Below are 23,572 nucleotides of genomic sequence, written 5' to 3' on the forward strand. Positions count from 1 at the left end.
CATGGGCCGCCCATCGGGAGGGAAATTTCAGGCAGGAATAGTGCGACGATCAGGCGCGACGATGACTGTCGTAGGAGCGGATTCCGTCCGCGATATTTCCCGGCGCGTGGCGGACCTATCGCGGACGAAGGCCGCTCCCACGCTCGGGTCGGGTTCAGGGGGCTCCGGACAGTATCGTAGGGCGCATAAAGCGGAACGCTTTATCCGCCATCCGAAGCCCAGCGGCGGATAACGCCCGAGGCGTTATTCGCCCTACGATCAGGGAAGCTACGGCAGTAGCCCGACTCAGAGCTTCTCCAGGCACCCCGCAAATTCATCCGCCAGGTTGCCCAGCAGATTCTCGTACCCCTGCGCATCCACCTTCACACTCACGCCCAGGTCATCCAGCTCAGCCAACCGCACCGGCAGGCCCTGGCTCAGGGTGTCAGCCAGGCGCGGGCGGATCGGCGGTTCGCTGAAGATGCAGGACGGGCCGGCCTTCTGCAGTTGCGTGCGCATGGCCGCGACGTGGCGGGCGCCCGGCTGCACATCGGCGGAAACCGCGAACACCCCGGCGTGCCGCAGGCCGTAGGCCTCCTCGAAGTAGTCGAAGGCCTCGTGGAAGACGAAGAACGGCTTGCCCTTGAGCGGATCGATGCGCTGTTTCAGGCGCGTATTGAGCGTCTCCATGCGCTCGTCGAAGGCCTTCAGGTTGGCCTGATAGCGGCTCGCGTTGGTCGGGTCGGCGATGGCCAGGTCCTCGGCCATGCGCGCGGCGATCACCTGGGCGTTGGCCGGCAGCAGCCAGAGGTGGGCGTCGATCATGCCGGGACGGTGGTCGTGATCATGGCCAAGGTCGTCATGATCGTGATCGTCATGGTCCGGGTGGTTGGACTCGCTGAAGTCGGCGAACTTGCGCAGGTGCATGCCGGCCTGGTCCTGCAGCGCCACGCTCGGGCCCTTGCGGCTGTCCAGCACCTTGGGCAGGAAGTTCTCCAGGTCCGGGCCGACCCAGTAGAACAGCTGCGCATCGCGCACGCGGCGGATGTCCGACGGGCGCAATGAGTAGCTATGCGGCGAGGCGCCCGGCGGCAACAGCACGTCCGGCGTCCCTTCACCGTCCTGGATGGCGGCGGCGATCAGTTGCAGCGGCTTGATGCTGGTCAGCACGCTGACCTCGGCACGCACGGGGAGGCTGAGCAGCAGCGCGCAGCAGGCGGTCAGCAGGGCGACGGGACGGAAGGACACGGCGGCACTCACACAGGGGAGACATGAAAGAGTAATATAATAACGTCTCTGAATCCGAGCGTCGCCGCGCATGTACAAGATCGCCCCGAAGACTCCCCTCGCCTGCCGCCCGCACGACCACGCCAACTGCGTGGCCAGCGCCCTGGCCGACGCCGACGCGCTGTGCGCGCGCCAGGGCGTGCGCCTGACCGAGCTGCGCCGGCGCGTGCTGGAACTGGTCTGGGCGAGCCACAAGCCGCTGGGCGCCTATGACATCCTCGCCGTGCTGAGTGAGGAAGACGGCCGCAAGGCGGCGCCGCCGACGGTCTACCGCGCGCTGGACTTCCTCCTGGAAAACGGCCTGGTGCACCGCATCGCCTCGCTCAACGCCTTCATCGGCTGCGCCCACCCAGAACACGCCCACGAAGGCCAGTTCCTGATCTGCCGCGCCTGCCACACCGCCATCGAGCTGGAACAACCGGCTATCAGCGAGGCGATTGTCGCCGGGGCCAAAGGCGTCGGCTTCGCCGTGGAAACCCAGACCGTCGAAATCGTCGGCCTCTGCGGCGCCTGCGCCCCCGGCCAGCGGGAGGCGTGATGAGCGACGCCCTGATCCGCCTGCAAGGCGTCGGCGTCAGTTACGCCGGCCAAGCGGTGCTGCAGAACGTCGACCTGACCATTGCTCCCGGCGAGATCGTCACCCTGATCGGCCCCAACGGCGCTGGCAAGACGACACTGGTGCGCAGCGTACTCGGCCTGCTCAAGCCCGACACCGGCAGCGTCTGGCGCGCACCGAAGCTGTCCATCGGCTATATGCCGCAGAAACTCCACGTCGACCCGACCCTGCCGCTCACCGTCTTCCGCTTCCTCCGCCTGGTGCCCGGTGTGCAGCGCACCCAGGCGCTCGACGCGCTGAAGGAAGTCGGCGCGGCGCACGTGATCGACAAGCCGCTGCAGAGCGTTTCCGGCGGCGAGCTGCAGCGCGTGCTGCTGGCCCGCGCCCTGCTGCGCAAGCCGGAACTGCTGGTACTCGACGAACCCGTACAGGGCGTCGACGTCGCCGGGCAGGCCGAGCTCTATCGCCTGATCGGCCGCCTGCGCGACCGCCTCGGCTGCGGCGTGCTGATGGTCTCCCACGACCTGCACCTGGTGATGAGCGCCACCGACAAGGTGGTCTGCCTGAACCGCCACGTCTGCTGCTCCGGGCATCCGGAACAGGTCAGCGGCGACCCGGCCTTCGTCGAGCTGTTCGGCCAGGATGCCCGCAGCCTGGCGGTCTATCACCACCACCACGACCATTCCCACGACCTGCACGGCGAGGTGGTGAAACCCGCCTTCCCCGCCGGCACGCGCTTCACTCCGGTCCACCAGCACGGCCCCGACTGCAACCATGGCTGATTTCCTGCTCAACGCCCTCCTCGCCGGGCTGGCCCTGGCGGTGGTCGCCGGCCCCCTGGGTTCGTTCGTCGTCTGGCGACGCATGGCCTATTTCGGCGATACCCTGTCCCACGCCGCCCTGCTGGGCGTCGCCCTCGGCTTCCTGCTGGACGTCAGCCCGACCCTGGCAGTGACTGTCGGCTGCGTGCTGCTCGCCGTGCTGCTGGTCACCCTGCAGCAGCGCCAGCCGCTGGCCGCCGACACCCTGCTGGGCATCCTCGCCCACAGCACGCTGTCGCTGGGCCTGGTGACGCTGAGCTTCATGAAGGAAGTGCGCGTCGACCTGATGGCCTACCTGTTCGGCGACCTGCTCGCCGTCAGCCAGACCGACCTCTTGTGGATAGTCGCCGGCAGCGCCCTGGTGCTAGGGCTGATCTGTTGGCTGTGGCGGCCGCTGCTGGCGATCACCGTGCACGAAGAACTGGCGCGGGTCGAAGGTTTGCCGGTGACCGCCATCCGCCTGGCGCTGATGCTGTTGATCGCCATCGTCATCGCCGTGGCCATGAAGATCGTCGGCGTGCTGCTGATCACTTCGTTGCTGATCATTCCCGCCGCCGCTGCCCAACGGCACGCGCGCAGCCCTGAACAGATGGCCTTCGGCGCCAGCCTGATCGGCCTGGTGGCAGTGTGCGCCGGCCTCTCGCTGTCCTGGTTCAAGGACACTCCTGCCGGCCCCTCCATCGTGGTCAGCGCGGCAGCCCTGTTCCTGCTGAGCTTTGTCCTGCCGCGCCGGACGGTGTAGAATTTGGCGATTTTTTGATCAAAAGAGACCCTGACGCATGAAGTCGTTCGTCATCCGCCTGTTCGCGCTGATGGCCATGGCGCTTGCCCTGGCGGCCTGCCAGAGCACCGCGACCACCCCAACCAGCAGCAGCGCCTTCGAGACCGAACTGGCCGCCGGCCGTCTGGAATCCGCGCAGCTCGCGCTGGGTTCCGAGCAGGAAGACGCCACCCAGCTCGCGGAGCGCCGCAAGCGCCTGGCCGACGCCTACCTGGAGCGCAGCCGCGAGGCCCTGGCCAAGGGCGACGTCAACGGCGCCACCACCGCCCTGACCCGCGCCCGCTCGCTGATGCCCCGCGCCCCCGGCGTCGCCGCCGATGTGAGCGGCCTGCAGAAGCCCGCCACTCCCGTGGCGCCGGCTGCCCAGCCGACCTGCACCCCGTAAGCCCAAGGCGCCCGCTCGCGGCGCCGGTTATTCCCTTTTGTTCCGTAGTTAGTTGAACAAAGATTAATCAGCCATAAAAAAGCAGGTTAAAATGCGCGGTTTTGGCTGACCGCCTACGCTCGTTGCCAGCACTCGTTCATCCAACGGCTCCGGCAACGGGCAGCGCCTCCCCGTACCCACAAGGTTCGCTACGTGATCGAATTCCACGACGTCCACAAGACCTATCGCGTCGCCGGACGCGATATCCCGGCCCTGCAGCCGACCCGCCTGTCCATCGAAGGCGGCCAGGTCTTCGGCCTGATCGGCCATTCCGGCGCCGGTAAAAGTACCCTGCTGCGCCTGATCAACCGCCTGGAAGAACCCAGCGGCGGGCGCATCGTCATCGACGGCGAAGACATCACCGCCCTGGACGCCGACGGCCTGCGCCGCTTCCGCCAGCGCGTCGGGATGATCTTCCAGCACTTCAACCTGCTGGCCTCCAAGACCGTCGCCGACAACATCGCCATGCCGATGAAGCTCGCCGGCACCTTCAGCGCCGCCGAGATCACCGCGCGGGTGGACGAACTGCTCGAGCGCGTCGGCCTCCAGGACCACGCCCGCAAGTACCCGGCACAGCTGTCCGGCGGCCAGAAGCAGCGCGTCGGCATCGCCCGCGCCCTGGCCTGCCGGCCGACCATCCTGCTCTGCGACGAGGCCACCAGTGCCCTCGACCCGCAGACCACCGGCCAGGTCCTGCAACTGCTGGCGGAGATCAACCGCGAGCTGAAGCTGACCATCGTCCTGATCACCCACGAGATGGACGTGATCCGCCGGGTCTGCGACCAGGTCGCCGTCATGGATGCCGGGCGCATCGTTGAGCAGGGCGACGTCGCCGACGTCTTCCTCCACCCGCAGCACGAAACCACCCGCCGCTTCGTCTTCGAGGCCGAGCGTGTGGACGAGAACGAGCAGCACGATGACTTCGCCCACGTGCCGGGCCGCATCCTGCGCCTGACCTTCCGTGGCGAGGCGACCTACGCGCCGCTGCTGGGCACCGTCGCGCGCCAGACCGGCGTCGACTACAGCATCCTCGCGGGGCGCATCGACCGCATCAAGGACCAGCCTTACGGCCAGCTCACCCTGTCCCTGGTGGGCGGTGACATTGAGGCCGCGATGACGCAGTTGAACGCCGCCGAAGTCCATGTGGAGGTGCTGCGCGCATGAGCGATTTTTTTGTAAACATCGATTGGTCTGAAATTCTCCAGGCCAGCCTCGACACCTTCTGGATGCTCGGAGGCTCGCTGCTGTTCACCGTCATCCTCGGCCTGCCCCTAGGCGTGCTGCTGTTCCTCACCGGGCCCAAGCAGATGTTCGCCAACCGCGGCATCTACGGCGTGCTGGCGTTCATCGTCAACGTGCTGCGCTCGCTGCCGTTCATCATCCTGCTGATCGTGCTGATCCCGCTCACGGTGATCCTGGTCGGCACCTCGCTGGGCGTCGCCGGGGCCATCCCGCCGCTGGTGGTGGGTGCCACGCCGTTCTTCGCGCGCCTGGTGGAAACCGCCCTGCGCGAGGTGGACAAGGGCATCATCGAAGCCACCCAGGCAATGGGCGCCAGCACCCGGCAGATCATCTGGAACGCCCTGCTGCCCGAAGCCCGCCCGGGCATCATCGCCGCCATCACGGTCACCGCCATCACCCTGGTGTCCTACACCGCGATGGCCGGTGTGGTTGGCGCCGGCGGCCTCGGCGACCTGGCGATCCGCTACGGCTACCAACGCTTCCAGGACGACGTGATGCTGCTCACCGTGGTGATGCTGGTGGTACTCGTCCAGATCCTGCAGACCGTCGGCGACAAGCTGGTGGTCCACTATTCCCGCAAATAACCACAAGGCCCGCCGGATGCGGGCCGCCAAGGAGCCAACCATGAAGAAACTGTTCGCCGCGTTCGCTGCCGCCGCCGTGATCGCCGCCCCGCTGGCCCAGGCTGCCGACAGCCTGACCGTCGCCGCCACCCCGGTGCCGCACGCCGAGATCCTCAATTTCGTCAAACCCATCCTGGCCAAGGAAGGGGTGGAACTGAAGGTGAAGGAGTTCACCGACTACGTGCAGCCCAACACCCAGGTCGCCGAGAAGCGCCTGGACGCCAACTTCTTCCAGCACCAGCCGTACCTGGATGAGTTCAACAAGACCAAGGGCACCAGCCTGATCGCCGTCACCGGCGTGCACATCGAGCCGCTGGGCGCTTACTCCACCAAGTTCAAGAAGCTCGAAGAGCTGCCCTCGGGCGCTACCGTGGTGATCCCCAACGACGCTACCAACGGCGGCCGCGCCCTGCTGCTGCTGGACAAGGCCGGCGTGATCAAGCTCAAGGACAACAAGTCCATCACCGCGACCCCGAAAGACATCGTCGAGAACCCGAAGAACATCAAGGTGCGTGAGCTGGAAGCGGCCACCCTGCCGCGCGTGCTGACCCAGGTCGACCTCGCCCTGATCAACACCAACTACGCCCTGGAAGCCAAGCTGAACCCCACCAAGGACGCGCTGGCCATCGAAGGCGCCGACTCGCCCTATGTGAACATCCTGGTTGCCCGCCCGGACAACAAGGACAGCGCCGCCATGCAGAAGCTGGCCGCCGCCCTGCACAGCCCCGAGGTGAAGCAGTTCATCCTCGAGAAGTACAAGGGTGCCGTCGTTCCGGCGTTCTGATCGCCGACGCAGCTTCACCCGCTGAAAAGCCCGGTCGAATGACCGGGCTTTTTCGTTTTCGGCTTTTGGTTTTTGGTTTTTGGTTTTTGGTAGGAGCGAGCTTGCTCGCGAACCCGCCCAGCTCCGGAGCGGCCTGAAAATCCCGTTCGCGAGCAAGCTCGCTCCTACAGGCAACCGTCTATTTCGGCGCTTCTGGACAAATTTTCGCCAACCTTCCCTGCATATTTTCCATGCCGCAAAGGCATCGGTTTTTTTCGATTTCGCTCAAAGGCGCGAATGGCGCGGCCTGCAGCGACCCAGCAAAACCATATAGTTCAGAAAGTTATTTCAATAACGAAAATAATCACTTCAAGAGCTAAGACGCTCCACCAATCATGCAGGTCCGTTTCAAGCGCGACGCAGAGCCGCGCAGACCTGCAAGGAGATCGTTCATGGCTCAACCCCAGCATGCCCTCGCGCCGGATGCGTTCCTGCGCCACGTGCCCGGCGGCGACCTGGTCGATCTCGGCCGCCCGCTGCGCCACGCGCTGGAGCTGGGCCGCCACGTGCCGGCGAAAGCCCGCGCGCTGAGCCGCCGCGAAGGCGTGCTGCTCGGCCTGTTCGCCCTGACATTGCACGGCGCGGTGATCTACTGGCTGAGCCAGCAGCCTACGCCCAAGCTGCCGGAGGTACCGCCACAGGTGCCGCCGATGACCATCGAATTCACCGCGCCGACACCGCCGGTAGTTGAGCCACCACCGCCCGAGCCGATCCCCGAGCCAGTGGTGCAGGAGCCGCCACCCCCGGTGGTGGACGAAAACGCGGTGAAACCGCCGCCGCCCAAGCCGATCCCCAAACCCAAGCCGAAACCGGTTCCCAAGCCCGTTCCCAAGCCGGTCGAGCAACCGGCACCGCCCAAGGCTGAAACTCCGCCGCCGCAACCGGCGCCACCTGCTCCGCCAGCGCCGGCTCCGGCCCCGCTGACGCCGCCCTCGGCCAGCGCCGGTTACCTGAAGAACCCGGCGCCGGAATACCCGCCCCTGGCCCAGCGTCGCGGTTGGGAAGGCACCGTGCTGCTGCGTGTGCACGTGCTTGCCAGCGGTAGCCCGAGCGAGATCCAGGTGCAGAAGAGCAGCGGCCGCGACGCCCTGGACGATGCCGCGGTGCGCGCAGTGAAACGCTGGAGCTTCGTCCCCGCCAAGCGCGGTGATGTGGCCCAGGACGGCTGGGTCAGCGTACCCATCGACTTCAAATTGCATTGATTCCACTTGCCCAGATCAGCCGCACAAGAATCGCGGAAGGAGAACACCCATGAGTCTGCCCCTGAACCCCCTGGAATCCGTCGAAGGCGCAGTCATCTGGCTGCTGGTCGGCTTCTCCGTCGTCACCTGGGCGCTGGCCCTGGTGAAAGGCGTCCAGTTCACCCGCCAGAAGTCCCAGGACAAGCGCTTCCAGAAGCAGTTCTGGAGCGCCACCAGCCTCGAATCCGCCGGTGACCAGGCCGCCGGCAAGCCCGGCGCCGGCGCCCGTGTGGCCCAGGCGGGCTTTGCCGCCATCCAGGTACAGGACAACGGCCAGCCGGACCTGGCCCAGTCGATCAACCACCAGGACCGCCTTGAGCGCGCCCTGCGCCAGCAGATCCAGCGCGAGCGCCGCTCCCTGGAGTCGGGCCTTGCCGTGCTCGCCTCGATCGGCTCCACCTCGCCCTTCATCGGCCTGTTCGGCACCGTTTGGGGCATCATGGAAGCGCTCAAGGGCATCAGTGCGGCCGGCTCGGCCAGCCTGGAAACCGTCGCCGGCCCCATCGGCAGCGCGCTGATCGCCACCGGCGTGGGTATCGCCGTCGCCGTGCCGGCGGTGCTGGTCTACAACTACTTCCTCCGTCGCCTGAAGCTCACTGCGGCTGACCTCGACGACTTCGCCCACGACTTCTACAGCCTCGCGCAGAAGAGCGCCTTCCGCGTCGTCGCCCTGCCCACCGCTGCACGCAAGCCGGCTGCCGGCGCCAGCGTGAAGGAGGCGAGCTGACATGGCCTTCTCGACCCAGGACAGCGACGAGGTTCTCTCCGAGATCAACGTCACCCCGCTGGTGGACGTGATGCTGGTGCTGCTGGTGGTGTTCATCGTCACCGCGCCACTGCTGACCAACGCCATCCCGATCAACCTGCCCAAGACCGAGGCGGTCGCCCCGCCGGAGCAGAAGGACCCGCTGGTGGTGAGCATCGACGGCGCCGGCAAGTGGTTCATCAACAAGGACGAGATCCAGCCGGACCTGCTGCAAAGCAATCTGGCGGCGGCCAAGGCCAAGGACGCCGAAGTCCGCGTGCAACTGCAGGCCGACGAAACCGTGAACTACGGCCAGGTGGCCAAGGCCATGGCCTCCATCGAGAAGGCCGGGATTACCAAACTGGCGGTCATTACCGCGCGCTGAGGCACCTGTAAGACACCTGAAACAGAGCGGGTGTAGAAAGGGACCTCCACAACGTACCGAGCTTCAAGGCCGCTCTCCCAATACTCAGGCAGGGGTGAGCGGCCTTTTTTTATTCGCGATTCCCAGGGGCCGAGCCGCCGGTAGCACCCTCTCCCTAACCCTGGCTGCGCGCCCCGCTCCGCAGGGAGAGGGGACTGAATGGCATCAAGCGGAACCCCGTACCTCCCGGCAACGCCAATCGGCTCCCTCTCCCTTAAGGGAGACGGGCTTTGGCGCTAACATCCACAGCCTCGCCTCCGCCGTTCGTCGTCATCCCCGCCTCGGCAATAAACCTATGCCTTTCAGGCCCTTCCGTGGCCGCCGCTCTTCCACTAAGTTGAAGACAGTTCGGAGACCTGAGGGGTACCGCATGACATCGTCTCCCGCTTCGGAAGGCCCGTTTTATCCGCCGACACTGGGGGTGCCGGAACGCTTCACACCACAACAGCTGCGCGCCTCGCTCGATATCACCATGAGCGAACATGGCGCCGGCCCGGTGTGGCTGTTCGCCTACGGCTCGCTGATCTGGCGCCCGGAGTTCCCGGTGGCCGAAGCTCGCCGCGCGCGGGTGCACGGCTATCATCGCGGGCTCTACCTGTGGTCCCTGACCCACCGCGGCACCCCGGAAGCACCCGGCCTGGTACTCGGCCTGGATCGCGGCGGCTCCTGCTCAGGCTTCGCCTTCCGCCTGCCGGAAGATCACCTCGACGCCAACCTCTACGCGCTCTGGGAAAGGGAGATGCCCTACGCCTCCTATCGCCCGGAATGGCTCAACTGCCGCCTCGACGACGGCACGCGCGTGCGCGCCCTGGGCTTCGTCCTCGAACGCCACCTGCCCAGCTACGCTGGCTCCCTGCCCGACAACATCGTCGAGCACGTGCTGGCCAGCGCCCAGGGCCACTTCGGCACCACCCGCGACTACGTCGAGCAGACCGCCCGCGCACTGCGTGAATACGCCATGCCCGACCTCAATCTGGAAGGCATCCTGGCGCGCTGCTGCCCGTTGCGCCGGGCGCAGGAATAACCGCTTATAGCCATTCGTTTAGCTTAAATACTGCATAAGCAAAGAATTTCTTATTCCTTAACGAATATTAAAACCCTCCCTAGAATGCCTTCTCATGACGATTCGAGAGGGCCGCTCCATGCGCAACGACCGCATCCGCTACCTGATCGTGCCGGGCTGGCACGGATCCGACGACGCCCATTGGCAGAGCCACTGGCAGCGCGCCCTGCCGAACTCCGCGCGGGTGCAGCAGCAGGACTGGATCACCCCGCAACGTGCCGACTGGGTCGCCGAACTCGACCGCGAAATCCGCCGCGAGCCCGGCCGCGTGGTGCTGATCGCCCACAGCCTGGGCTGCGTCACCGTCGCCACCTGGGCGGCCCGCGCCGACCGCCGCGCGCTGGCCCGGGTATCCGGCGCCCTGCTGGTTGCGCCAGCGGATGTGGAACGGGAAACCTGCCACGACGCGCTGCGCAACTTTGCCCCCATTGCCGCCCAGACGCTGCCGTTCCCGACGGTGCTGGTGGGCTCGGACAACGACGCCGCCTGCAGCCCGCAGCGCGCCATGGCGCTGGGTCGCACCTGGGGCGCCGAAACCGTGATCCTGCCTTCCGCCGGGCACATCAACGTGAAATCCGGCCACGGCGCCTGGGAAGCGGGCTACCGTCATCTGTATCGCCTGCAGTACCTGATCGACCAGCAGTCGCGTCAGCGCGCCTGAGCCACGCAAGCGGGTGCGGCATGAGTGCCGCACCCCATCCCCTCGGCGCGCGGATTCGGTTAGGGTGAGGCACAGCCCCCGCCGGAGACCGCCATGCCACCGTTGCACGATCTGTCCGCCGTCGAACTGCTTGCCCTCTACCGCTCGCACCAGCTTTCCCCGGTCGAGTACCTCGACCATCTGATCGCCCATATCGAACGCTGGGAACCGCAGCTCTGCGCCCTCTATGCCTTCGACCCGCAGCGAGCGATCGAGCAGGCACGGCGCTCCGAGGCGCGCTGGATCCGCTGCGCGCCCTGCGGCGAGCTGGACGGCGTACCGGTGACCATCAAGGAACTGATCGCCACCACCGGCGACCCGATTCCGCAGGGCAGCGCCGCCACCCTCCTGCAACCGGCGACCGGGAACGCCCCGCCCGCCGCGCGGATGAACGAGGCCGGCGCCATCCTGCTGGGCAAGACCACGGTGCCGGACTTCGGCATGCTCTCCTCCGGGCTTTCCAGCTTCCACAAGCTGGCCCGCAACCCCTGGGACCTGCGCATGAATCCGGGCGGCTCCAGCGCCGGTGCAGCCTCGGCGGCCGCGGCCGGCTACGGGCCGCTGCACATCGGCACCGACATTGGCGGCTCGGTGCGCCTGCCGGCGGGCTGGTGCGGGCTGGTCGGCTTCAAGCCGAGCCTGGGGCGCATCCCCATCGATCCCTACTTCACAGGGCGCTGCGCCGGCCCCATGACCCGCACGCTGGACGACGCGGCGCTGATGATGAAGCACCTGGCACGCCCCGACTGGCGCGACGCCACGGCCCTGCCGCCAGCCGATCTCGACTGGCACATCGACTACGCCGAGGTGCGCGGCCTGCGCATCGGCCTGCAGCTGGACCCCGGCTGCGGCCTGCGCCCCGAGCCCGAGGTGTGCGCTGCGGTGGAAGCCGCCGCAAGACAGTTCGCCGAGGCCGGCGCGGAAATCATCGAGGTTCGGCCGATCCTCGACCGCGAGCTGCTCGAGGGCCTGGACAGGTTCTGGCGCGCGCGCCTGTGGGCCGAGCTGGAGAACCTGCCGGCGGACCGCCAGGCCAAGGTGCTGCCCTACATCTTCCAGTGGGCCGAGGGCGGCGCGGCGGTGAGCGGTGCCGAAGCAGTACGCGGCTTCAACCAGACGTTCGAGATGCGCCGCCGGGCCGCCGAGCAATTCCACGAGATCGACTTCCTGCTCTCGCCGACCAACCAGGTCGCCGCCTTCCCCGCCGAGTGGGCCTCACCCACCAACGACCCGGCGCAGCCCTTCGAGCACATCGGCTTTACCGTGCCATGGAACATGTCCGAGCAACCGGCACTCTCAATCAACTGCGGCTTCACTGCCGAAGGCATGCCCATCGGCCTGCAGATCGTCGGCCCGCGCTTCGCCGACGTCGAGGTGTTGCGCCTGGGCAAGGCCTACGAACATTGGCGCGGCCCCATCCACCGTTGGCCGCAGTATCCGGCAGCCAGCTAAGCTCAGCCCAATCGCCGACCACAAGGAACCGATCGCGCGCCCATGCATTACTCTGCCTACATCGCCCACTTCCTGGTGGTGGTCCAGCTACTCGGGATCATCGCTGCGGTCCATGCCGTGCTCAGCGTGCGCACCGCGCAGGGCGCCATTGCCTGGGCGACCTCGCTGGTATTCATGCCGCTGCTGACCCTGGTGCCCTACCTGGTCTTCGGCCGCAGCCGCTTCGACGCCTACATCGGCGCGCGCCGGCAAGCCAACGAGGAGATGCACGTGGCCGCCGCCGAACTGGACTGGCGCCCCTGGGTGGAAGAGGCCCTCGCCGCCCGCCAGTACGATGGCTACAAGGCGCTCAAGGCGATGGTCGGGCTGGCGCGCATGCCGACGCTGGCGAACAACGAGGTGCGCCTGCTGGTGAACGGCAAGGCGTCCTTCGATGCGATGTTCGAAGCCATCTCGGCGGCGAAGAAGGTCGTGCTGGTGCAGTTCTTCATCATCCGCGACGACGCCCTCGGCCAGCGCCTGGCGCAGCTGCTGCTGGAGCGCGCGGCGAATGGCGTCGACGTGTTCCTGCTGTACGACGGCATTGGCAGCCACTCGCTGCCGCGCCGTTACATCGACAAGCTGCGCCAGGGCGGCGTGCAGGTGCATGCGTTCAGCACCGGCAGCGGGATGATCAATCGCTTCCAGGTGAACTTCCGCAACCATCGCAAGATAGTGGTCGTCGATGGCCTGCGCGGCTTCGTCGGCGGGCACAACGTCGGTGTCGAGTACCTGGGCGAGAAGCCGCCGCTGGCGCCCTGGCGCGACACTCACATCGAGCTGCGCGGGCCGGCGGTAGCGTGCCTGCAGGAGTGTTTCGCCGAGGACTGGTTCTGGGCCACCCATACCCTGCCGACACTGATCCTGCCCGATGGCTACGACGACGCCGGGATGCTTTGCCAGGTCGTTCCCAGTGGCCCGGCGGACACCCAGGAAACCTGCTCGCTGTTCTTCGTCGAATCGATCAACGCGGCGGTTGAGCGGGTGTGGATCACCACGCCCTACTTCGTCCCGGACGAAGCCGTCGCTGCTGCCTTGCGCCTGGCGGTGCTGCGCGGCGTGGACGTACGAATCCTGTTGCCCTCGCGGCCGGACCACAAGACGGTATACGCCGCCTCCAGCCTTTATGCGCTGGAGGCCGTGCGTGCTGGCGTGCGGGTATTCCGCTACCAGCCAGGGTTCCTGCACCAGAAGGTGGTGCTGATCGACCACGACAGCGCCGCGGTGGGCAGCGCCAACCTGGACAACCGCTCGTTCCGCCTGAATTTCGAGATCATGGTGATCACCGTCGACGAAGGCTTCGCCCGCGACGTGGAAGCCATGCTGGAAGAGGACTTCGCCCAGTCGGTGGAGATGACCCTGGACGACCGCAGGCGCGTGCACCGGCTGCAGCAACTGGGGATGCGGGTGGCGCGGCTGGTGTCGCCGATTCTCTGAAGGCTCTGGTGCGGGCCATGTTCGCGAGCAAGCTCGCTCCTACAGGCTCATGGTGGGCTCGCACTTCGTAGGACCGAGGGGGACGCCTAGTCCTTGCTCGCGAATGCTTTTGCCGCACAAAAGAAAACGCCCGACTCACTCTCGTGAGCCGGGCGTTTCTTTCTCTAGCGCGAGGTCATCAGGCTGGCGCGGAGGAGCGGATCAGGTGATCGAAGGCGGAAAGCGACGCCTTGGCGCCTTCGCCGACCGCGATCACGATCTGCTTGTACGGTACGGTGGTCACGTCGCCGGCGGCGAAGATGCCGGGCAGCGAGGTTTCACCACGGGCATCGACGATGATCTCGCCACGCGGGCTCAGCTCGATGGTGCCCTTGAGCCATTCGCTGTTGGGCAGCAGGCCGATCTGCACGAAGATGCCTTCCAGCTCGATGGACTTGAACTCTTCCGAGTTGCGGTCCTTGTAGACCAGGCCGGTGACCTTCTGGCCATCGCCTTTCACTTCGCTGGTCAGCGCGCTGGTGATCACGTCCACGTTCGGCAGGCTGAACAGCTTGCGCTGCAGCACGGCATCGGCGCGCAGCTTGCTGTCGAACTCCAGCAGGGTCACGTGGGACACGATACCGGCCAGGTCGATGGCCGCTTCGACGCCGGAGTTGCCGCCGCCGATCACCGCCACGCGCTTGCCCTTGAACAGCGGGCCGTCGCAGTGCGGGCAGAAGCACACGCCCTTGGCCTTGTACTCCTTCTCGCCCGGCACGCCCATTTCACGCCAGCGGGCGCCGGTGGCCAGGATCACGGACTTGGCCTTCAGGCTGCCGCCGCCCTCGAACTGCACTTCGTGCAGGCCGCCGACGCTCTTGGCTGGAATCAGCGCGCTGGCGCGCTGCAGGTTCATGATGTCGACTTCGTAGTGCTTGACGTGCTCTTCGAGCTGGCGAGCCAGTTTCGGACCTTCGGTCTCGGTCACCGAGATAAAGTTCTCGATGGCCATGGTGTCCAGCACCTGGCCGCCGAAACGCTCGGCGGCAACGCCGGTGCGGATGCCCTTGCGGGCGGCGTAGATGGCAGCCGCAGCGCCGGCCGGGCCACCGCCGACGACCAGTACGTCGAACTCTTCCTTGGCCGACAGCTTCTCGGCTTCGCGGGCAGCGGCGCCGGTGTCGATCTTGGCGAGGATTTCTTCCACGCCCATGCGGCCCTGGCTGAACACTTCGCCGTTCAGGTAGATGCTCGGCACCGACATGATCTGGCGCTGCTCGACTTCATCCTGGAACAGCGCGCCGTCGATGGCGACGTGGCGGATGTTCGGGTTGAGCACGGCCATCAGGTTCAGCGCCTGCACCACGTCCGGGCAGTTCTGGCAGGACAGCGAGAAGTAGGTTTCGAACTCGAACTTGCCCTGCACACCCTTGACCTGCTCGATCACATCGGCCTCGAGCTTGGACGGGTGGCCGCCGACCTGCAGCAGCGCCAGCACCAGGGAAGTGAATTCGTGGCCCATGGGGATACCGGCGAAAGTCAGGCCGATGTTCGCCCCCGGGCGGTTCAGCGAGAACGACGGCTTGCGGGCATCGCTGCCATCTTCTCGCAGGGTGATCTTGTCGGTCAGGCCGACGATGTCGTGCAGCAGTTCGCTCAGTTCGCGGGATTTGTCGCTGTCATCGAGGGAAGCGACGATCTCGAACGGCTGCTGAACCTTTTCCAGGTAGGCCTTCAACTGGGTTTTAAGAGTGGCGTCCAACATGATCCAGATCCTCGGAATTTGAGCAAAGGGGTTCCCCGGCGAGCCTTCTGGCCCACCCTACGCACGCTTTTGGCTTTAGGCAGGGAGGATGCCGGTAGGCATCCTCGGGGTACTGCAAAACGGTGGGGGAAGCGCTGTGGGCGGGCGCCCGGTGGTTGCGCGGCAGGAGCTGCCGCGCAACCGCTTCCCGGCCGTTCTTAGATCTTGCCGACCAGGTCCAGGGAAGGAGCCAGGGTCTTCTCGCCTTCTTTCCACTTGGCCGGGCAGACTTCGCCCGGGTGAGCGGCGGTGTACTGGGCAGCTTTCAGCTTGCGCAGGGTCTCGCCGACGTCACGAGCGATCTCGTTGGAGTGGATTTCGACGGTCTTGATCACGCCTTCCGGGTTGATCACGAAGGTGCCGCGCAGGGCCAGGCCTTCTTCCGGGATGTGCACGCCGAAAGCGTTGGTCAGCTGGTGGGTCGGGTCGCCGATCAGCGGGAACTGAGCCTTGCCAACAGCCGGGGAGGTTTCGTGCCACACCTTGTGGGAGAAGTGGGTGTCGGTGGTCACGATGTAAACCTCGGTACCAGCGTCACGGAACGCAGCGTAGTTGTTGGCGGCGTCTTCGATCTCGGTCGGGCAGTTGAAGGTGAAGGCTGCCGGCATGAAGATCAGTACCGACCACTTGCCCTTCAGGGACTGCTCGGTGACTTCGATGAACTTGCCATTGTGGAAAGCGTTGACCTTGAACGGTTGGACTTGGGTGTTGATCAGGTTCATTAGGCAATTCCTCGTAGAGAGTTGTCGTTTAATCGAGTGGGTCGATCGTTAGAAATTCGACAGGTAGAAGATTATCGTCTGATGACAAAAAAGGCCCATTGATTTAGGGCATTAGGAATATTGAGTATTTCTATGAGGGTAGCTATAAAAGGAAGAAGTTTCCTATCAAGCGAACCGCGGGATCCTACACCTGAATACCCGCTTCAAGGGCTCTGCCTGGCGGCCTCAAGCCCTCCCCCCTGAGTCCGGCGGCTGGCGCCGGTCTTCACACCTTGGCGCGAAAGCCGCTCCAGGGCAACGGCAAACGCGACGTACGGTGCCTCGCCCTACCTTGCCAGCCCCTGCTTTTTTGCCCTGCCCGCCCGCGCGCCTATGCTTGTTTGCGTGGGCCGCTAACGCAGGGTTCTCGCCCGTTCCGGTCAGCCTTCGCGAAGCGGCACGCCGCACGCATGACGACGAGGACTCCCGATGATCCAGTTCCTGCTCGGCGAAGAAGCAGTCCAGGCCGACGGATTCGCGCCCGAGACCAGCCTGCTCGACTACCTGCGCATCTACCGCGCCCGCACCGGCACCAAGGAGGGCTGCGCCTCGGGCGACTGCGGCGCCTGCACCGTGGTGCTCGCCGAGCCCGAGGGCGAAGCCCTGCGCTACCGTGCGGTGAACGCCTGCATCACGTTGCTGGGGGCGGTCCACGGACGCCAGGTGCTGACCGTTGAGCACCTGGGCGAACCCGGCGCGCTGCACTCGGTTCAACAGGCCATGGTCGATTGCCACGGCTCGCAGTGCGGCTTCTGCACACCCGGCATCGTCATGTCGCTGTTCGCCTGGCGCCATTCACCCCCGCCACATAACCGCGAGACGGCGCTGACGGCACTTTCGGGCAACCTGTGCCGCTGCACCGGCTACCGGCCGATCCTCGATGCTGCCGCGCAGATCGCCGGGCAGCCGTGCCTGGACAGCTTCGAGCAGAACAGTACCCTGACGGTCGCCCGCCTGCGGGACATCTCCACAGCCGGTGCCCTTTGCGAAGGCTCGGCGCAGGCCTGGTTGCCCGGTTCGCTGGACGAATTGGACGACTTGCTTCAGCGTCACCCGCAGGCGCGGCTGATCGCCGGCGGCACTGACCTGGCGCTTGAAGCGACGCAGAACCTTAAAGCCTTCCCGGCGCTGATCCACCTCGACCGCGTCGACGAGCTGCAACGCCTGGAACGCCATGCCGACCACCTGCTGATCGGTGCCGCGCGCCCCTATGCCGACTGCCTCGCTGCACTGGACGAATTCCCCGGCGTGATCGCCTTGCTGGAACGCCTCGGCTCCCTGCAGATCCGCCAGCGCGGCACCCTGGGCGGCAACATCGCCAACGCCTCGCCCATCGGCGACATGCCACCGGTATTGCTGGCCCTGGATGCGACGTTGCGCCTGCGCCAGTCGGGAGCCGTGCGCGAGGTCCCTGTCGATGGATTCTTCACCGGCTATCGCAAGACCGTCCTGCAGCCCGGCGAGTACATCGAAGCGGTGCTGATCCCGCGTCTGGGCAGCCACCAGCGGTTCCGTGTCGACAAGGTGTCCAAACGCCGCGACGACGACATTTCCGCCGTGTGCATGGCGCTGCGACTGGACCTCGATGACAACGCCATCGTCACCGACGTGCGCCTCGCCTGCGGCGGTATGGCGGCCACGCCCCTGCGCGGCCTGCGGACTGAAGCGGCGCTGCGCGGCAAGTCATTCGACGCGGCGGCCATCGCTGCGGCGCAGGCCGCGATCCCGGAGGATTTCCAGCCCATCGACGACCTGCGCGCCAGCGCCGCCTATCGCCTGAAGGTGGCGCAGAACCTGCTGCAGCGCGCACTACTGGAATTGTCCGACAATGCCGCGGAGGTGCGCCATGCGTAGCCTGCCACCGCTGGCCAGCAATGGCGTCGCGATCGCCATCCACAGCGCGGGCAAGCCCCGTGAACACGACAGCGCAGCGCTGCACGTCAGCGGCACCGCGCGCTACGTGGACGACCTGAAAGAGCCGCGCGACCTGCTGCACGCCGCCGTCGGTATCACGGAAATCGCCTGCGGCGCCGTTCTTTCCCTCGACCTCGACGCGGTGCGAAGCGCCCCCGGCGTAGTGGCCGTGCTGACCCTGGACGACGTGCCCGGCCACACCGATATCGGCCCGGTGTTCCCCGGCGACCCGTTGCTGGCCGGCGAGCGGGTGAAGTACCACGGGCAGGCACTGTTCGCCGTCGCGGCGCACAGCCTGATCCAGGCACGCCGGGCGGTACGCCTGGCGAAGGTCGGATACGCGCCGGAAGACCCGCTGATCGATCCGCTCAAGGCAAAGGCCGAGGAACGCTTCGTACGCCCGCCGCACCACATGCGCCGGGGCGATGCGCAAACGGCGCTGGAGAAAGCCCCGCACCTGCTGGAAGCCCGCCAGTTCATCGGCGGCCAGGAGCATTTCTACCTCGAAGGCCAGGCTTCGCTGGCGCTGCCCGGCGACGACGGCGGCATGCTGGTGCACACGTCCAGCCAGCACCCCAGCGAAGTACAGAAACTGGTGGCCGAAGTGCTGGCGATCCCGTTGGCCAAGGTCACCGTGGAAGTGCGCCGCATGGGCGGCGGTTTCGGCGGCAAGGAAACCCAGGCCGCGCCCTTCGCCTGCCTCGCTGCGCTGCTCGCACGCAAGACCGGGCAAGCCGTGAAGCTGCGCCTGCCACGCGCCGACGACATGCGCCTGACCGGCAAGCGCCACCCCTTCCACAACCGCTACCGCGTCGGCTTCGACGATGAGGGCCGGTTGCTCGCCGCGCAACTGGAAGTGGTGGGCGACTGCGGCCATTCGCCGGACCTCTCCGACGCCATCGTCGACCGCGCGATGTTCCACGCCGACAACGCCTACTTCATCCCCGACGTGGCCATCTCCGGCTACCGCAGCTTCACCAACATCGTCTCGCACACCGCCTTTCGCGGCTTCGGCGGGCCGCAGGGGATGATGGTCATCGAGCGCGCCATGGACGACATCGCCCGCGCGGTGGGCAAGGACCCGCTCGACGTGCGCAAACTCAACCTCTACGGCGGAATGGGGCGCGAGCTGACGCCCTACCACCAGAAGGTCGAGCACAACCTGCTGGGCGAGCTGATCGCGCGCCTGGAAACGAGCAGTGACTACGCCGCGCGCCGCTCGGCGATCCATGACTTCAACGCGCGGAGCCCAGTGCTGAAGAAAGGCCTCGCCCTGACACCAGTGAAATTCGGCATCTCCTTCACCGCGCAGCACCTGAACCAGGCCGGCGCGCTGATCCACCTCTACACCGACGGCAGCATCCATCTGAACCACGGCGGCACCGAGATGGGCCAGGGCCTGAACACCAAGGTCGCGCAGATCGTCGCCGAGGAATTCCAGGTGCCGCTGGAGCGCGTGGTGATCACCGCCACGCGCACTGACAAGGTGCCGAACACCTCGCCCACTGCCGCCTCCAGCGGCACCGACCTGAACGGCATGGCCGCCCGCGATGCGGCGCGTACGCTGAAGAAACGGCTGGTCGACTTCCTTGCCGAACGCGACGAGGTGAAGCCGCAGGAAGTACGTTTCGAACACGGCGGCATAACGGTGGGAACCCGGCACCTCGACTTCGTCGAGGCCATCCAGGCTGCCTACTTCGCGCGCATCCAGCTTTCCGCCACCGGTTTCTACCGCACGCCGAAAATCTTCTACGACCGCGAGAAGGGCCAGGGCCATCCGTTCTTCTACTTCGCTTACGGCGCGGCGGTGTCCGAGGTGGAAGTGGACACGCTGACCGGCGAGTACCGCGTACTGCGCGTGGACATCCTCCATGACGTCGGCCGCAGCGTTAACCCGGCCATCGACATCGGCCAGATCGAGGGCGGCTTCATCCAGGGCATGGGCTGGCTGACCACCGAGGAGCTGCGCTGGGATGACGCGGGCAAGCTGCTCACGGTGGGGCCGGCGACCTACAAGATCCCAGCGGTGAGCGACACGCCAGAAGACTTCCGCGTGGCACTGTTCGAGCGCCCCAACGAGGAGGACAGCGTGTACCTGTCCAAGGCCGTGGGCGAGCCGCCGTTCATGCTGGCGATCTCGGTGTGGTCGGCACTGCGCGATGCCATCGCCAGCCTCGCGGATTACCGCCTGAGCCCCGACCTGGATACGCCGGCGACACCGGAGCGGGTGCTCTGGGCCTGCGAGGCGATGCGCCAGGAGAACGGAGCATGACCCGAACCTGGATGGACGCCATCGCCCGCCTGCGCGACAGCGCCGAGGGCTACGTGCTGATCACCGTGGTCGGCGTGCAGGGCTCCACGCCCCGCGAGTCCGGCAGCAAGATGCTGGTCACCGCCGGGGAAATCTTCGACACCATCGGCGGCGGTCACCTGGAGTTCGCTGCCATCGAGCACGCCCGCCAGTTGCTGCTGGCCGGCAAGGATCGCCAGGCGCTGGAACACTTCCCCCTCGGCGCGCGGCTGGGCCAGTGCTGTGGCGGGCGCGCCAGCCTGCTGTTCGAGTGTTTTGCCGCGCGTGGGCCACAGGTGGTGCTGTTCGGTGCGGGGCACGTCGGCCGCGCCCTCGCGCCGCTGCTGGCAGGTTTGCCGTTGCGCCTGGAATGGGTGGACAGCCGCGCGGCGGAGTTTCCCCAGTCCGTCCCCGAGGGCGTGCGCATGCGCCTGCTGGAAGAGCCGGAAGACGCCGTGCACGAAGCGCCACCGGGCAGTTACTTCCTGGTCATGACCCACAACCATCCGCTGGACTACGCCATTGCCGAAGCCGTCCTCAAGCGCGGCGACGCCGGCTTTCTCGGCATGATCGGCTCGCGCACCAAGGCGCGGCGCTTCCAGATGAGGCTGGAGCAGCATGGTTATCCACAGCAGGTGATCGAGCAGATGCATTGCCCCATCGGCCTCTCCGAAGTACCCGGCAAGCGCCCGCTGGAAGTGGCCATCTCGGTCGCCGCCCAGGTCATCGCCCGCTATCACCAGGACGCCCCCGCCCGGCAGACGCGTGACGGCGTGGAATGGGCCGCGCTGTGTAGCGAAGATGCGTGCAATGACACGCCAGCGGGCGCAAAAACCTGACCAGTGGGACAACAGTTTTTCCCGCTACCGCCGATACACTCAACGACCCCGTCTCTTCGCCCGCCGCCCGGCGGGCGTTTCGTTGTGCGTTCGGAGGAAAACAAGAAAATGCGCCTGCGAAGTATCCAGACCCAGCTCATCCTCAGCATGGGCGCCGCCCTGCTCATCAGCCTGCTCATCGTCCTCGGCCTGTATGCCGTGCTGGTCAACCGCCTCAGCGAGCGCTACCTGCTCGAACAGGCGCTGCCCGCGAGCATCCAGGCGATTGCCAATGACTTCGAGAAGCGCCTCACCGGCCCCATCACCGCAGCGGCCGGCATCGCCGACAACACCCTGGTGCAGGACTGGCTGGCCGCCGGCGAAAGCCCCGCGCAACTGGCCGAGTTCACCCGCTACCTGGGCGGCATCCGCGCCTCGCAGAAGGCCTTCTCCGCGCTGATCACCTCCAACACCAGCGGCGCCTACTACAGCGACAAGGGCAAGGAACGCACGCTGAGCCGCAGCGAGCCGAAGGACAGCTGGTACTTCCAGTTCATCGACAGCGGCAAGCCGCGCATGTGGAACATCGACACCGACGGCAGCACCGGCGAACTGGCGCTGTTCATCGACCAGCGTGTGGAGCGCGACGGCAAGCTGCTCGGCATCGCCGGCCTGGGCCTGGAGATGCGCGAACTGTCGACGCTGATCAGCGACTTCCGCTTCGGCCAATCCGGGCGCGTGTACCTGGTGAAGAACGACGGCCAGGTGCAGATTCATCCCGACGCCACGCTGCCCAAAGGGCGCAGCCTGGGCGACCTGATCGGGCCCGGCGCGGCGAGCGCACTGCTCGGCCAGCAGGGTTTCCACAGCGCTCGCTTCGAACGCAACGGCGAGGCCTACCTCGCCGCCAGCCTGCCGCTGCATGACCTGGGCTGGACCCTGGTGAGCGAAGTGCCGGAGGCGGAAATCTATGCCGACGCCCGCGAGGCGCTGGCCTTCTCCGGCCTCGCCGGAGCAGTGGTCGCCCTGCTCTGCCTGGCGCTGGTGGTACTCATGGCGCGCAGCCTCGCCAGGCCGATCCGCCAGGTGACCAGTGCGCTGCTGGAGATCGGCGGTGGCGGCGGTGATCTCACCCGCCGCCTGGACGACAGCCGCGCGGACGAACTGGGCGACCTGGCGCGCGGCTTCAACCGCTTCCTCGAAGGCCAGCGCGCGCTGATCAGTGCCGTGCTCGGCACCAGCCAGCAACTGCTGCGCACCGTCGGCGAAGTGGCGCAGGTGGTGGACAACACCGCCGACCGTGCCGGCCGCCAGCAGGAAATGACCGACATGGTCGCCACGGCAGTGAACGAGATGGGCAGCACGGTGCAGGAAATCGCCCGCAACGCCGAGCAGGCGGCCAGCGCATCGCAGCAGGCGCGCGACGAAGCCGGCGAAGCGCGGCGCGTGGTCGGCGGCTCGCTGCAGGTCGGCCAGCGCATGTCCGGGGAGATCGGCGAGGCGGCCGGCGCGGTAGGCGAACTGGCCGGGCAGGTGGCGAGCATCGACCAGGTGCTGGCAGTGATCCGCGGCGTCTCCGAGCAGACCAACCTGCTTGCCCTCAACGCCGCCATCGAGGCGGCGCGCGCCGGCGAACTGGGCCGTGGCTTCGCCGTGGTCGCCGATGAGGTACGCACGCTGGCCAGCCGAACCCAGGGCTCCACCGACGAAATCCTCACGATCATCCAGCGCCTGAAGGGCGGCGCGGAGGCCGCAGTGCGCTCGATGCAATCCAGCCAGCAGACCACCGGGCAGAGCCTGGCGGCCAGCGAACAGGCCGGCGCTTCCCTGGGCGCCATCGCCGACCAGGTGGAGCGCATCAGCGACATCAACCACCAGGTCGCCACGGCCACCGAGGAGCAGTCGGCGGTGACCGAAGAGATCAATCGCAACGTGCAGGGCATCGCCGATCTCGCCCACGCCACCACCCGCGAAGTGCAGCATGGCCGCGAGCAATGCCGCGAGCTGCGCACCCTGGCCGACGACCTGACGCGGCAGATGGCGCAGTTCCGTCTTTGAAGACGCTGGCGCCGGCAATATGCCGGCGCCTTTTCCCCAGAGTTACCCACAGATTTTCAAAGCGAAGCGGCAGGCTTTCCGCCATGGCTGGCGGTGGATGACGACCGATCAGCGCACGACATGTCTCAAAGACGAGACACCTTGCCCACATGTTGCCCACAGATTGTCCAGAGACTTGCCCCCAACCTGTCGGGTGCCGTCCGCCCATCCAGCCAAAAGCCCGGGCCCAGGCCCCGCAAGCCCTGCATCAATCCAGTGAATAATTTACCGAATGGTCAGGAGTGATCCCAAGCGGCGTTCCCGGCGCAATT

General features: G+C 66.6%; 21 protein-coding genes and 1 pseudogene. 19 read left to right on the forward strand and 3 right to left on the reverse strand.

The annotated features are described in order from the left end of the window. Positions 1 to 285: 285 nt before the first annotated feature. The gene (gene znuA, locus A6723_RS29210; RefSeq protein WP_054910303.1) at positions 286 to 1,227 is read right to left on the reverse strand and encodes a zinc ABC transporter substrate-binding protein ZnuA; all 942 of its coding nucleotides are present in this window, start codon (positions 1,225 to 1,227) and stop codon (positions 286 to 288) included. A gap of 70 nt (positions 1,228 to 1,297) precedes the next feature. Here znuA and zur point away from each other — a divergent pair, with 70 nt between their 5' ends. From zur to cls, 14 genes are all read left to right on the forward strand, one after another. Further along, on the forward strand, positions 1,298 to 1,804 hold the full coding sequence (gene zur, locus A6723_RS29215) for a zinc uptake transcriptional repressor Zur (RefSeq protein WP_017521236.1): 507 nt from the start codon (positions 1,298 to 1,300) through the stop codon (positions 1,802 to 1,804). Then, a complete protein-coding gene (gene znuC, locus A6723_RS29220) occupies positions 1,804 to 2,604 on the forward strand; it encodes a zinc ABC transporter ATP-binding protein ZnuC (protein ID WP_054910274.1) in 801 nt (266 codons plus the stop codon). Before zur ends, znuC begins: the two co-directional genes overlap by 1 nt. Then, positions 2,597 to 3,385 carry a zinc ABC transporter permease subunit ZnuB gene (gene znuB / locus A6723_RS29225; protein ID WP_017521234.1) on the forward strand — a complete coding sequence of 263 codons (789 nt, stop codon included), beginning with the start codon at positions 2,597 to 2,599 and terminating at the stop codon, positions 3,383 to 3,385. Before znuC ends, znuB begins: the two co-directional genes overlap by 8 nt. 37 nt (positions 3,386 to 3,422) lie before the next feature. Continuing rightward, positions 3,423 to 3,809 carry a hypothetical protein gene (locus A6723_RS29230; protein WP_054910275.1) on the forward strand — a complete coding sequence of 129 codons (387 nt, stop codon included), beginning with the start codon at positions 3,423 to 3,425 and terminating at the stop codon, positions 3,807 to 3,809. Positions 3,810 to 4,001: 192 nt separating this feature from the next. After that, complete coding sequence (locus A6723_RS29235; protein WP_054910276.1) at positions 4,002 to 5,012, forward strand: methionine ABC transporter ATP-binding protein; 1,011 nt, start codon at positions 4,002 to 4,004, stop codon at positions 5,010 to 5,012. Beyond that, positions 5,009 to 5,674, forward strand: a complete 666-nt coding sequence (locus A6723_RS29240; RefSeq protein WP_024766991.1) for a methionine ABC transporter permease — start codon at positions 5,009 to 5,011, stop codon at positions 5,672 to 5,674. The genes A6723_RS29235 and A6723_RS29240 overlap by 4 nt, the downstream gene beginning before the upstream one ends. A 40-nt stretch (positions 5,675 to 5,714) precedes the next feature. Then, entirely contained in the window at positions 5,715 to 6,497 is a 783-nt protein-coding gene (locus tag A6723_RS29245; RefSeq protein ID WP_024766992.1) for a MetQ/NlpA family ABC transporter substrate-binding protein, read from the forward strand. A gap of 431 nt (positions 6,498 to 6,928) precedes the next feature. Beyond that, entirely contained in the window at positions 6,929 to 7,738 is an 810-nt protein-coding gene (locus tag A6723_RS29250; protein ID WP_037016173.1) for an energy transducer TonB, read from the forward strand. 49 nt (positions 7,739 to 7,787) lie between these two features. Continuing rightward, the gene (locus A6723_RS29255) at positions 7,788 to 8,504 is read left to right on the forward strand and encodes a MotA/TolQ/ExbB proton channel family protein (RefSeq protein ID WP_024766993.1); all 717 of its coding nucleotides are present in this window, start codon (positions 7,788 to 7,790) and stop codon (positions 8,502 to 8,504) included. 1 nt (position 8,505) lies between these two features. Then, the gene (locus tag A6723_RS29260; RefSeq protein WP_024766994.1) at positions 8,506 to 8,907 is read left to right on the forward strand and encodes a biopolymer transporter ExbD; all 402 of its coding nucleotides are present in this window, start codon (positions 8,506 to 8,508) and stop codon (positions 8,905 to 8,907) included. Between the two features lie 409 nt (positions 8,908 to 9,316). Beyond that, positions 9,317 to 9,970 (forward strand): gamma-glutamylcyclotransferase, encoded by a 654-nt coding sequence (locus tag A6723_RS29265; RefSeq protein WP_024766995.1) that lies wholly within the window; start codon positions 9,317 to 9,319, stop codon positions 9,968 to 9,970. A gap of 118 nt (positions 9,971 to 10,088) precedes the next feature. After that, positions 10,089 to 10,670 (forward strand): alpha/beta hydrolase, encoded by a 582-nt coding sequence (locus A6723_RS29270; protein WP_054910277.1) that lies wholly within the window; start codon positions 10,089 to 10,091, stop codon positions 10,668 to 10,670. A gap of 93 nt (positions 10,671 to 10,763) precedes the next feature. Continuing rightward, entirely contained in the window at positions 10,764 to 12,161 is a 1,398-nt protein-coding gene (locus tag A6723_RS29275) for an amidase (protein WP_054910278.1), read from the forward strand. 42 nt (positions 12,162 to 12,203) lie between these two features. After that, positions 12,204 to 13,637, forward strand: coding sequence for a cardiolipin synthase (gene cls / locus A6723_RS29280; RefSeq protein ID WP_054910279.1), 1,434 nt, complete (start codon positions 12,204 to 12,206; stop codon positions 13,635 to 13,637). A gap of 178 nt (positions 13,638 to 13,815) precedes the next feature. On the opposite strand, the gene ahpF is transcribed toward cls, so the two are convergent. Together ahpF and ahpC are read right to left on the reverse strand one after the other, a co-directional pair. Beyond that, complete coding sequence (ahpF, locus tag A6723_RS29285; protein WP_054910280.1) at positions 13,816 to 15,381, reverse strand: alkyl hydroperoxide reductase subunit F; 1,566 nt, start codon at positions 15,379 to 15,381, stop codon at positions 13,816 to 13,818. A 197-nt stretch (positions 15,382 to 15,578) separates the two neighbouring features. After that, entirely contained in the window at positions 15,579 to 16,142 is a 564-nt protein-coding gene (gene ahpC, locus A6723_RS29290) for an alkyl hydroperoxide reductase subunit C (RefSeq protein ID WP_037016170.1), read from the reverse strand. A gap of 468 nt (positions 16,143 to 16,610) precedes the next feature. Here ahpC and xdhA point away from each other — a divergent pair, with 468 nt between their 5' ends. From xdhA to A6723_RS32780, 5 genes and pseudogenes are all read left to right on the forward strand, one after another. Further along, positions 16,611 to 18,035, forward strand: coding sequence for a xanthine dehydrogenase small subunit (gene xdhA, locus A6723_RS29295; protein ID WP_054910281.1), 1,425 nt, complete (start codon positions 16,611 to 16,613; stop codon positions 18,033 to 18,035). Then, complete coding sequence (gene xdhB / locus A6723_RS29300; protein WP_054910282.1) at positions 18,028 to 20,367, forward strand: xanthine dehydrogenase molybdopterin binding subunit; 2,340 nt, start codon at positions 18,028 to 18,030, stop codon at positions 20,365 to 20,367. Before xdhA ends, xdhB begins: the two co-directional genes overlap by 8 nt. Further along, entirely contained in the window at positions 20,364 to 21,224 is an 861-nt protein-coding gene (gene xdhC, locus A6723_RS29305; protein ID WP_054910283.1) for a xanthine dehydrogenase accessory protein XdhC, read from the forward strand. The genes xdhB and xdhC overlap by 4 nt, the downstream gene beginning before the upstream one ends. A 147-nt stretch (positions 21,225 to 21,371) precedes the next feature. Next, positions 21,372 to 22,394: pseudogene (locus A6723_RS32775) on the forward strand (cache and HAMP domain-containing protein); the annotation flags it as partial. 138 nt (positions 22,395 to 22,532) lie between these two features. Continuing rightward, positions 22,533 to 23,261, forward strand: a complete 729-nt coding sequence (locus A6723_RS32780; RefSeq protein ID WP_371914086.1) for a methyl-accepting chemotaxis protein — start codon at positions 22,533 to 22,535, stop codon at positions 23,259 to 23,261. Positions 23,262 to 23,572 lie beyond the last annotated feature (311 nt).

It is taken from the genome of Pseudomonas sp. AU11447 (assembly GCF_001672555.2).
In the GTDB taxonomy this organism is placed as follows: domain Bacteria; phylum Pseudomonadota; class Gammaproteobacteria; order Pseudomonadales; family Pseudomonadaceae; genus Pseudomonas; species Pseudomonas nitroreducens.

Bases quoted from the DNA above. Each gene is read 5' to 3' on its own strand.
- zur (WP_017521236.1), top strand. From the start codon at position 1,298: ATGTACAAGATCGCCCCGAAGACTCCCCTCGCCTGCCGCCCGCACGAC.
- znuC (WP_054910274.1), top strand. From the start codon at position 1,804: ATGAGCGACGCCCTGATCCGCCTGCAAGGCGTCGGCGTCAGTTACGCC.
- znuB (WP_017521234.1), top strand. From the start codon at position 2,597: ATGGCTGATTTCCTGCTCAACGCCCTCCTCGCCGGGCTGGCCCTGGCG.
- A6723_RS29230 (WP_054910275.1), top strand. From the start codon at position 3,423: ATGAAGTCGTTCGTCATCCGCCTGTTCGCGCTGATGGCCATGGCGCTT.
- A6723_RS29240 (WP_024766991.1), top strand. From the start codon at position 5,009: ATGAGCGATTTTTTTGTAAACATCGATTGGTCTGAAATTCTCCAGGCC.
- A6723_RS29245 (WP_024766992.1), top strand. From the start codon at position 5,715: ATGAAGAAACTGTTCGCCGCGTTCGCTGCCGCCGCCGTGATCGCCGCC.
- A6723_RS29250 (WP_037016173.1), top strand. From the start codon at position 6,929: ATGGCTCAACCCCAGCATGCCCTCGCGCCGGATGCGTTCCTGCGCCAC.
- A6723_RS29255 (WP_024766993.1), top strand. From the start codon at position 7,788: ATGAGTCTGCCCCTGAACCCCCTGGAATCCGTCGAAGGCGCAGTCATC.
- A6723_RS29260 (WP_024766994.1), top strand. From the start codon at position 8,506: ATGGCCTTCTCGACCCAGGACAGCGACGAGGTTCTCTCCGAGATCAAC.
- A6723_RS29265 (WP_024766995.1), top strand. From the start codon at position 9,317: ATGACATCGTCTCCCGCTTCGGAAGGCCCGTTTTATCCGCCGACACTG.
- A6723_RS29270 (WP_054910277.1), top strand. From the start codon at position 10,089: ATGCGCAACGACCGCATCCGCTACCTGATCGTGCCGGGCTGGCACGGA.
- A6723_RS29275 (WP_054910278.1), top strand. From the start codon at position 10,764: ATGCCACCGTTGCACGATCTGTCCGCCGTCGAACTGCTTGCCCTCTAC.
- cls (WP_054910279.1), top strand. From the start codon at position 12,204: ATGCATTACTCTGCCTACATCGCCCACTTCCTGGTGGTGGTCCAGCTA.
- ahpF (WP_054910280.1), bottom strand. From the start codon at position 15,381: ATGTTGGACGCCACTCTTAAAACCCAGTTGAAGGCCTACCTGGAAAAG.
- ahpC (WP_037016170.1), bottom strand. From the start codon at position 16,142: ATGAACCTGATCAACACCCAAGTCCAACCGTTCAAGGTCAACGCTTTC.
- xdhA (WP_054910281.1), top strand. From the start codon at position 16,611: ATGATCCAGTTCCTGCTCGGCGAAGAAGCAGTCCAGGCCGACGGATTC.
- xdhB (WP_054910282.1), top strand. From the start codon at position 18,028: ATGCGTAGCCTGCCACCGCTGGCCAGCAATGGCGTCGCGATCGCCATC.
- xdhC (WP_054910283.1), top strand. From the start codon at position 20,364: ATGACCCGAACCTGGATGGACGCCATCGCCCGCCTGCGCGACAGCGCC.
- A6723_RS32780 (WP_371914086.1), top strand. From the start codon at position 22,533: ATGGTCGCCACGGCAGTGAACGAGATGGGCAGCACGGTGCAGGAAATC.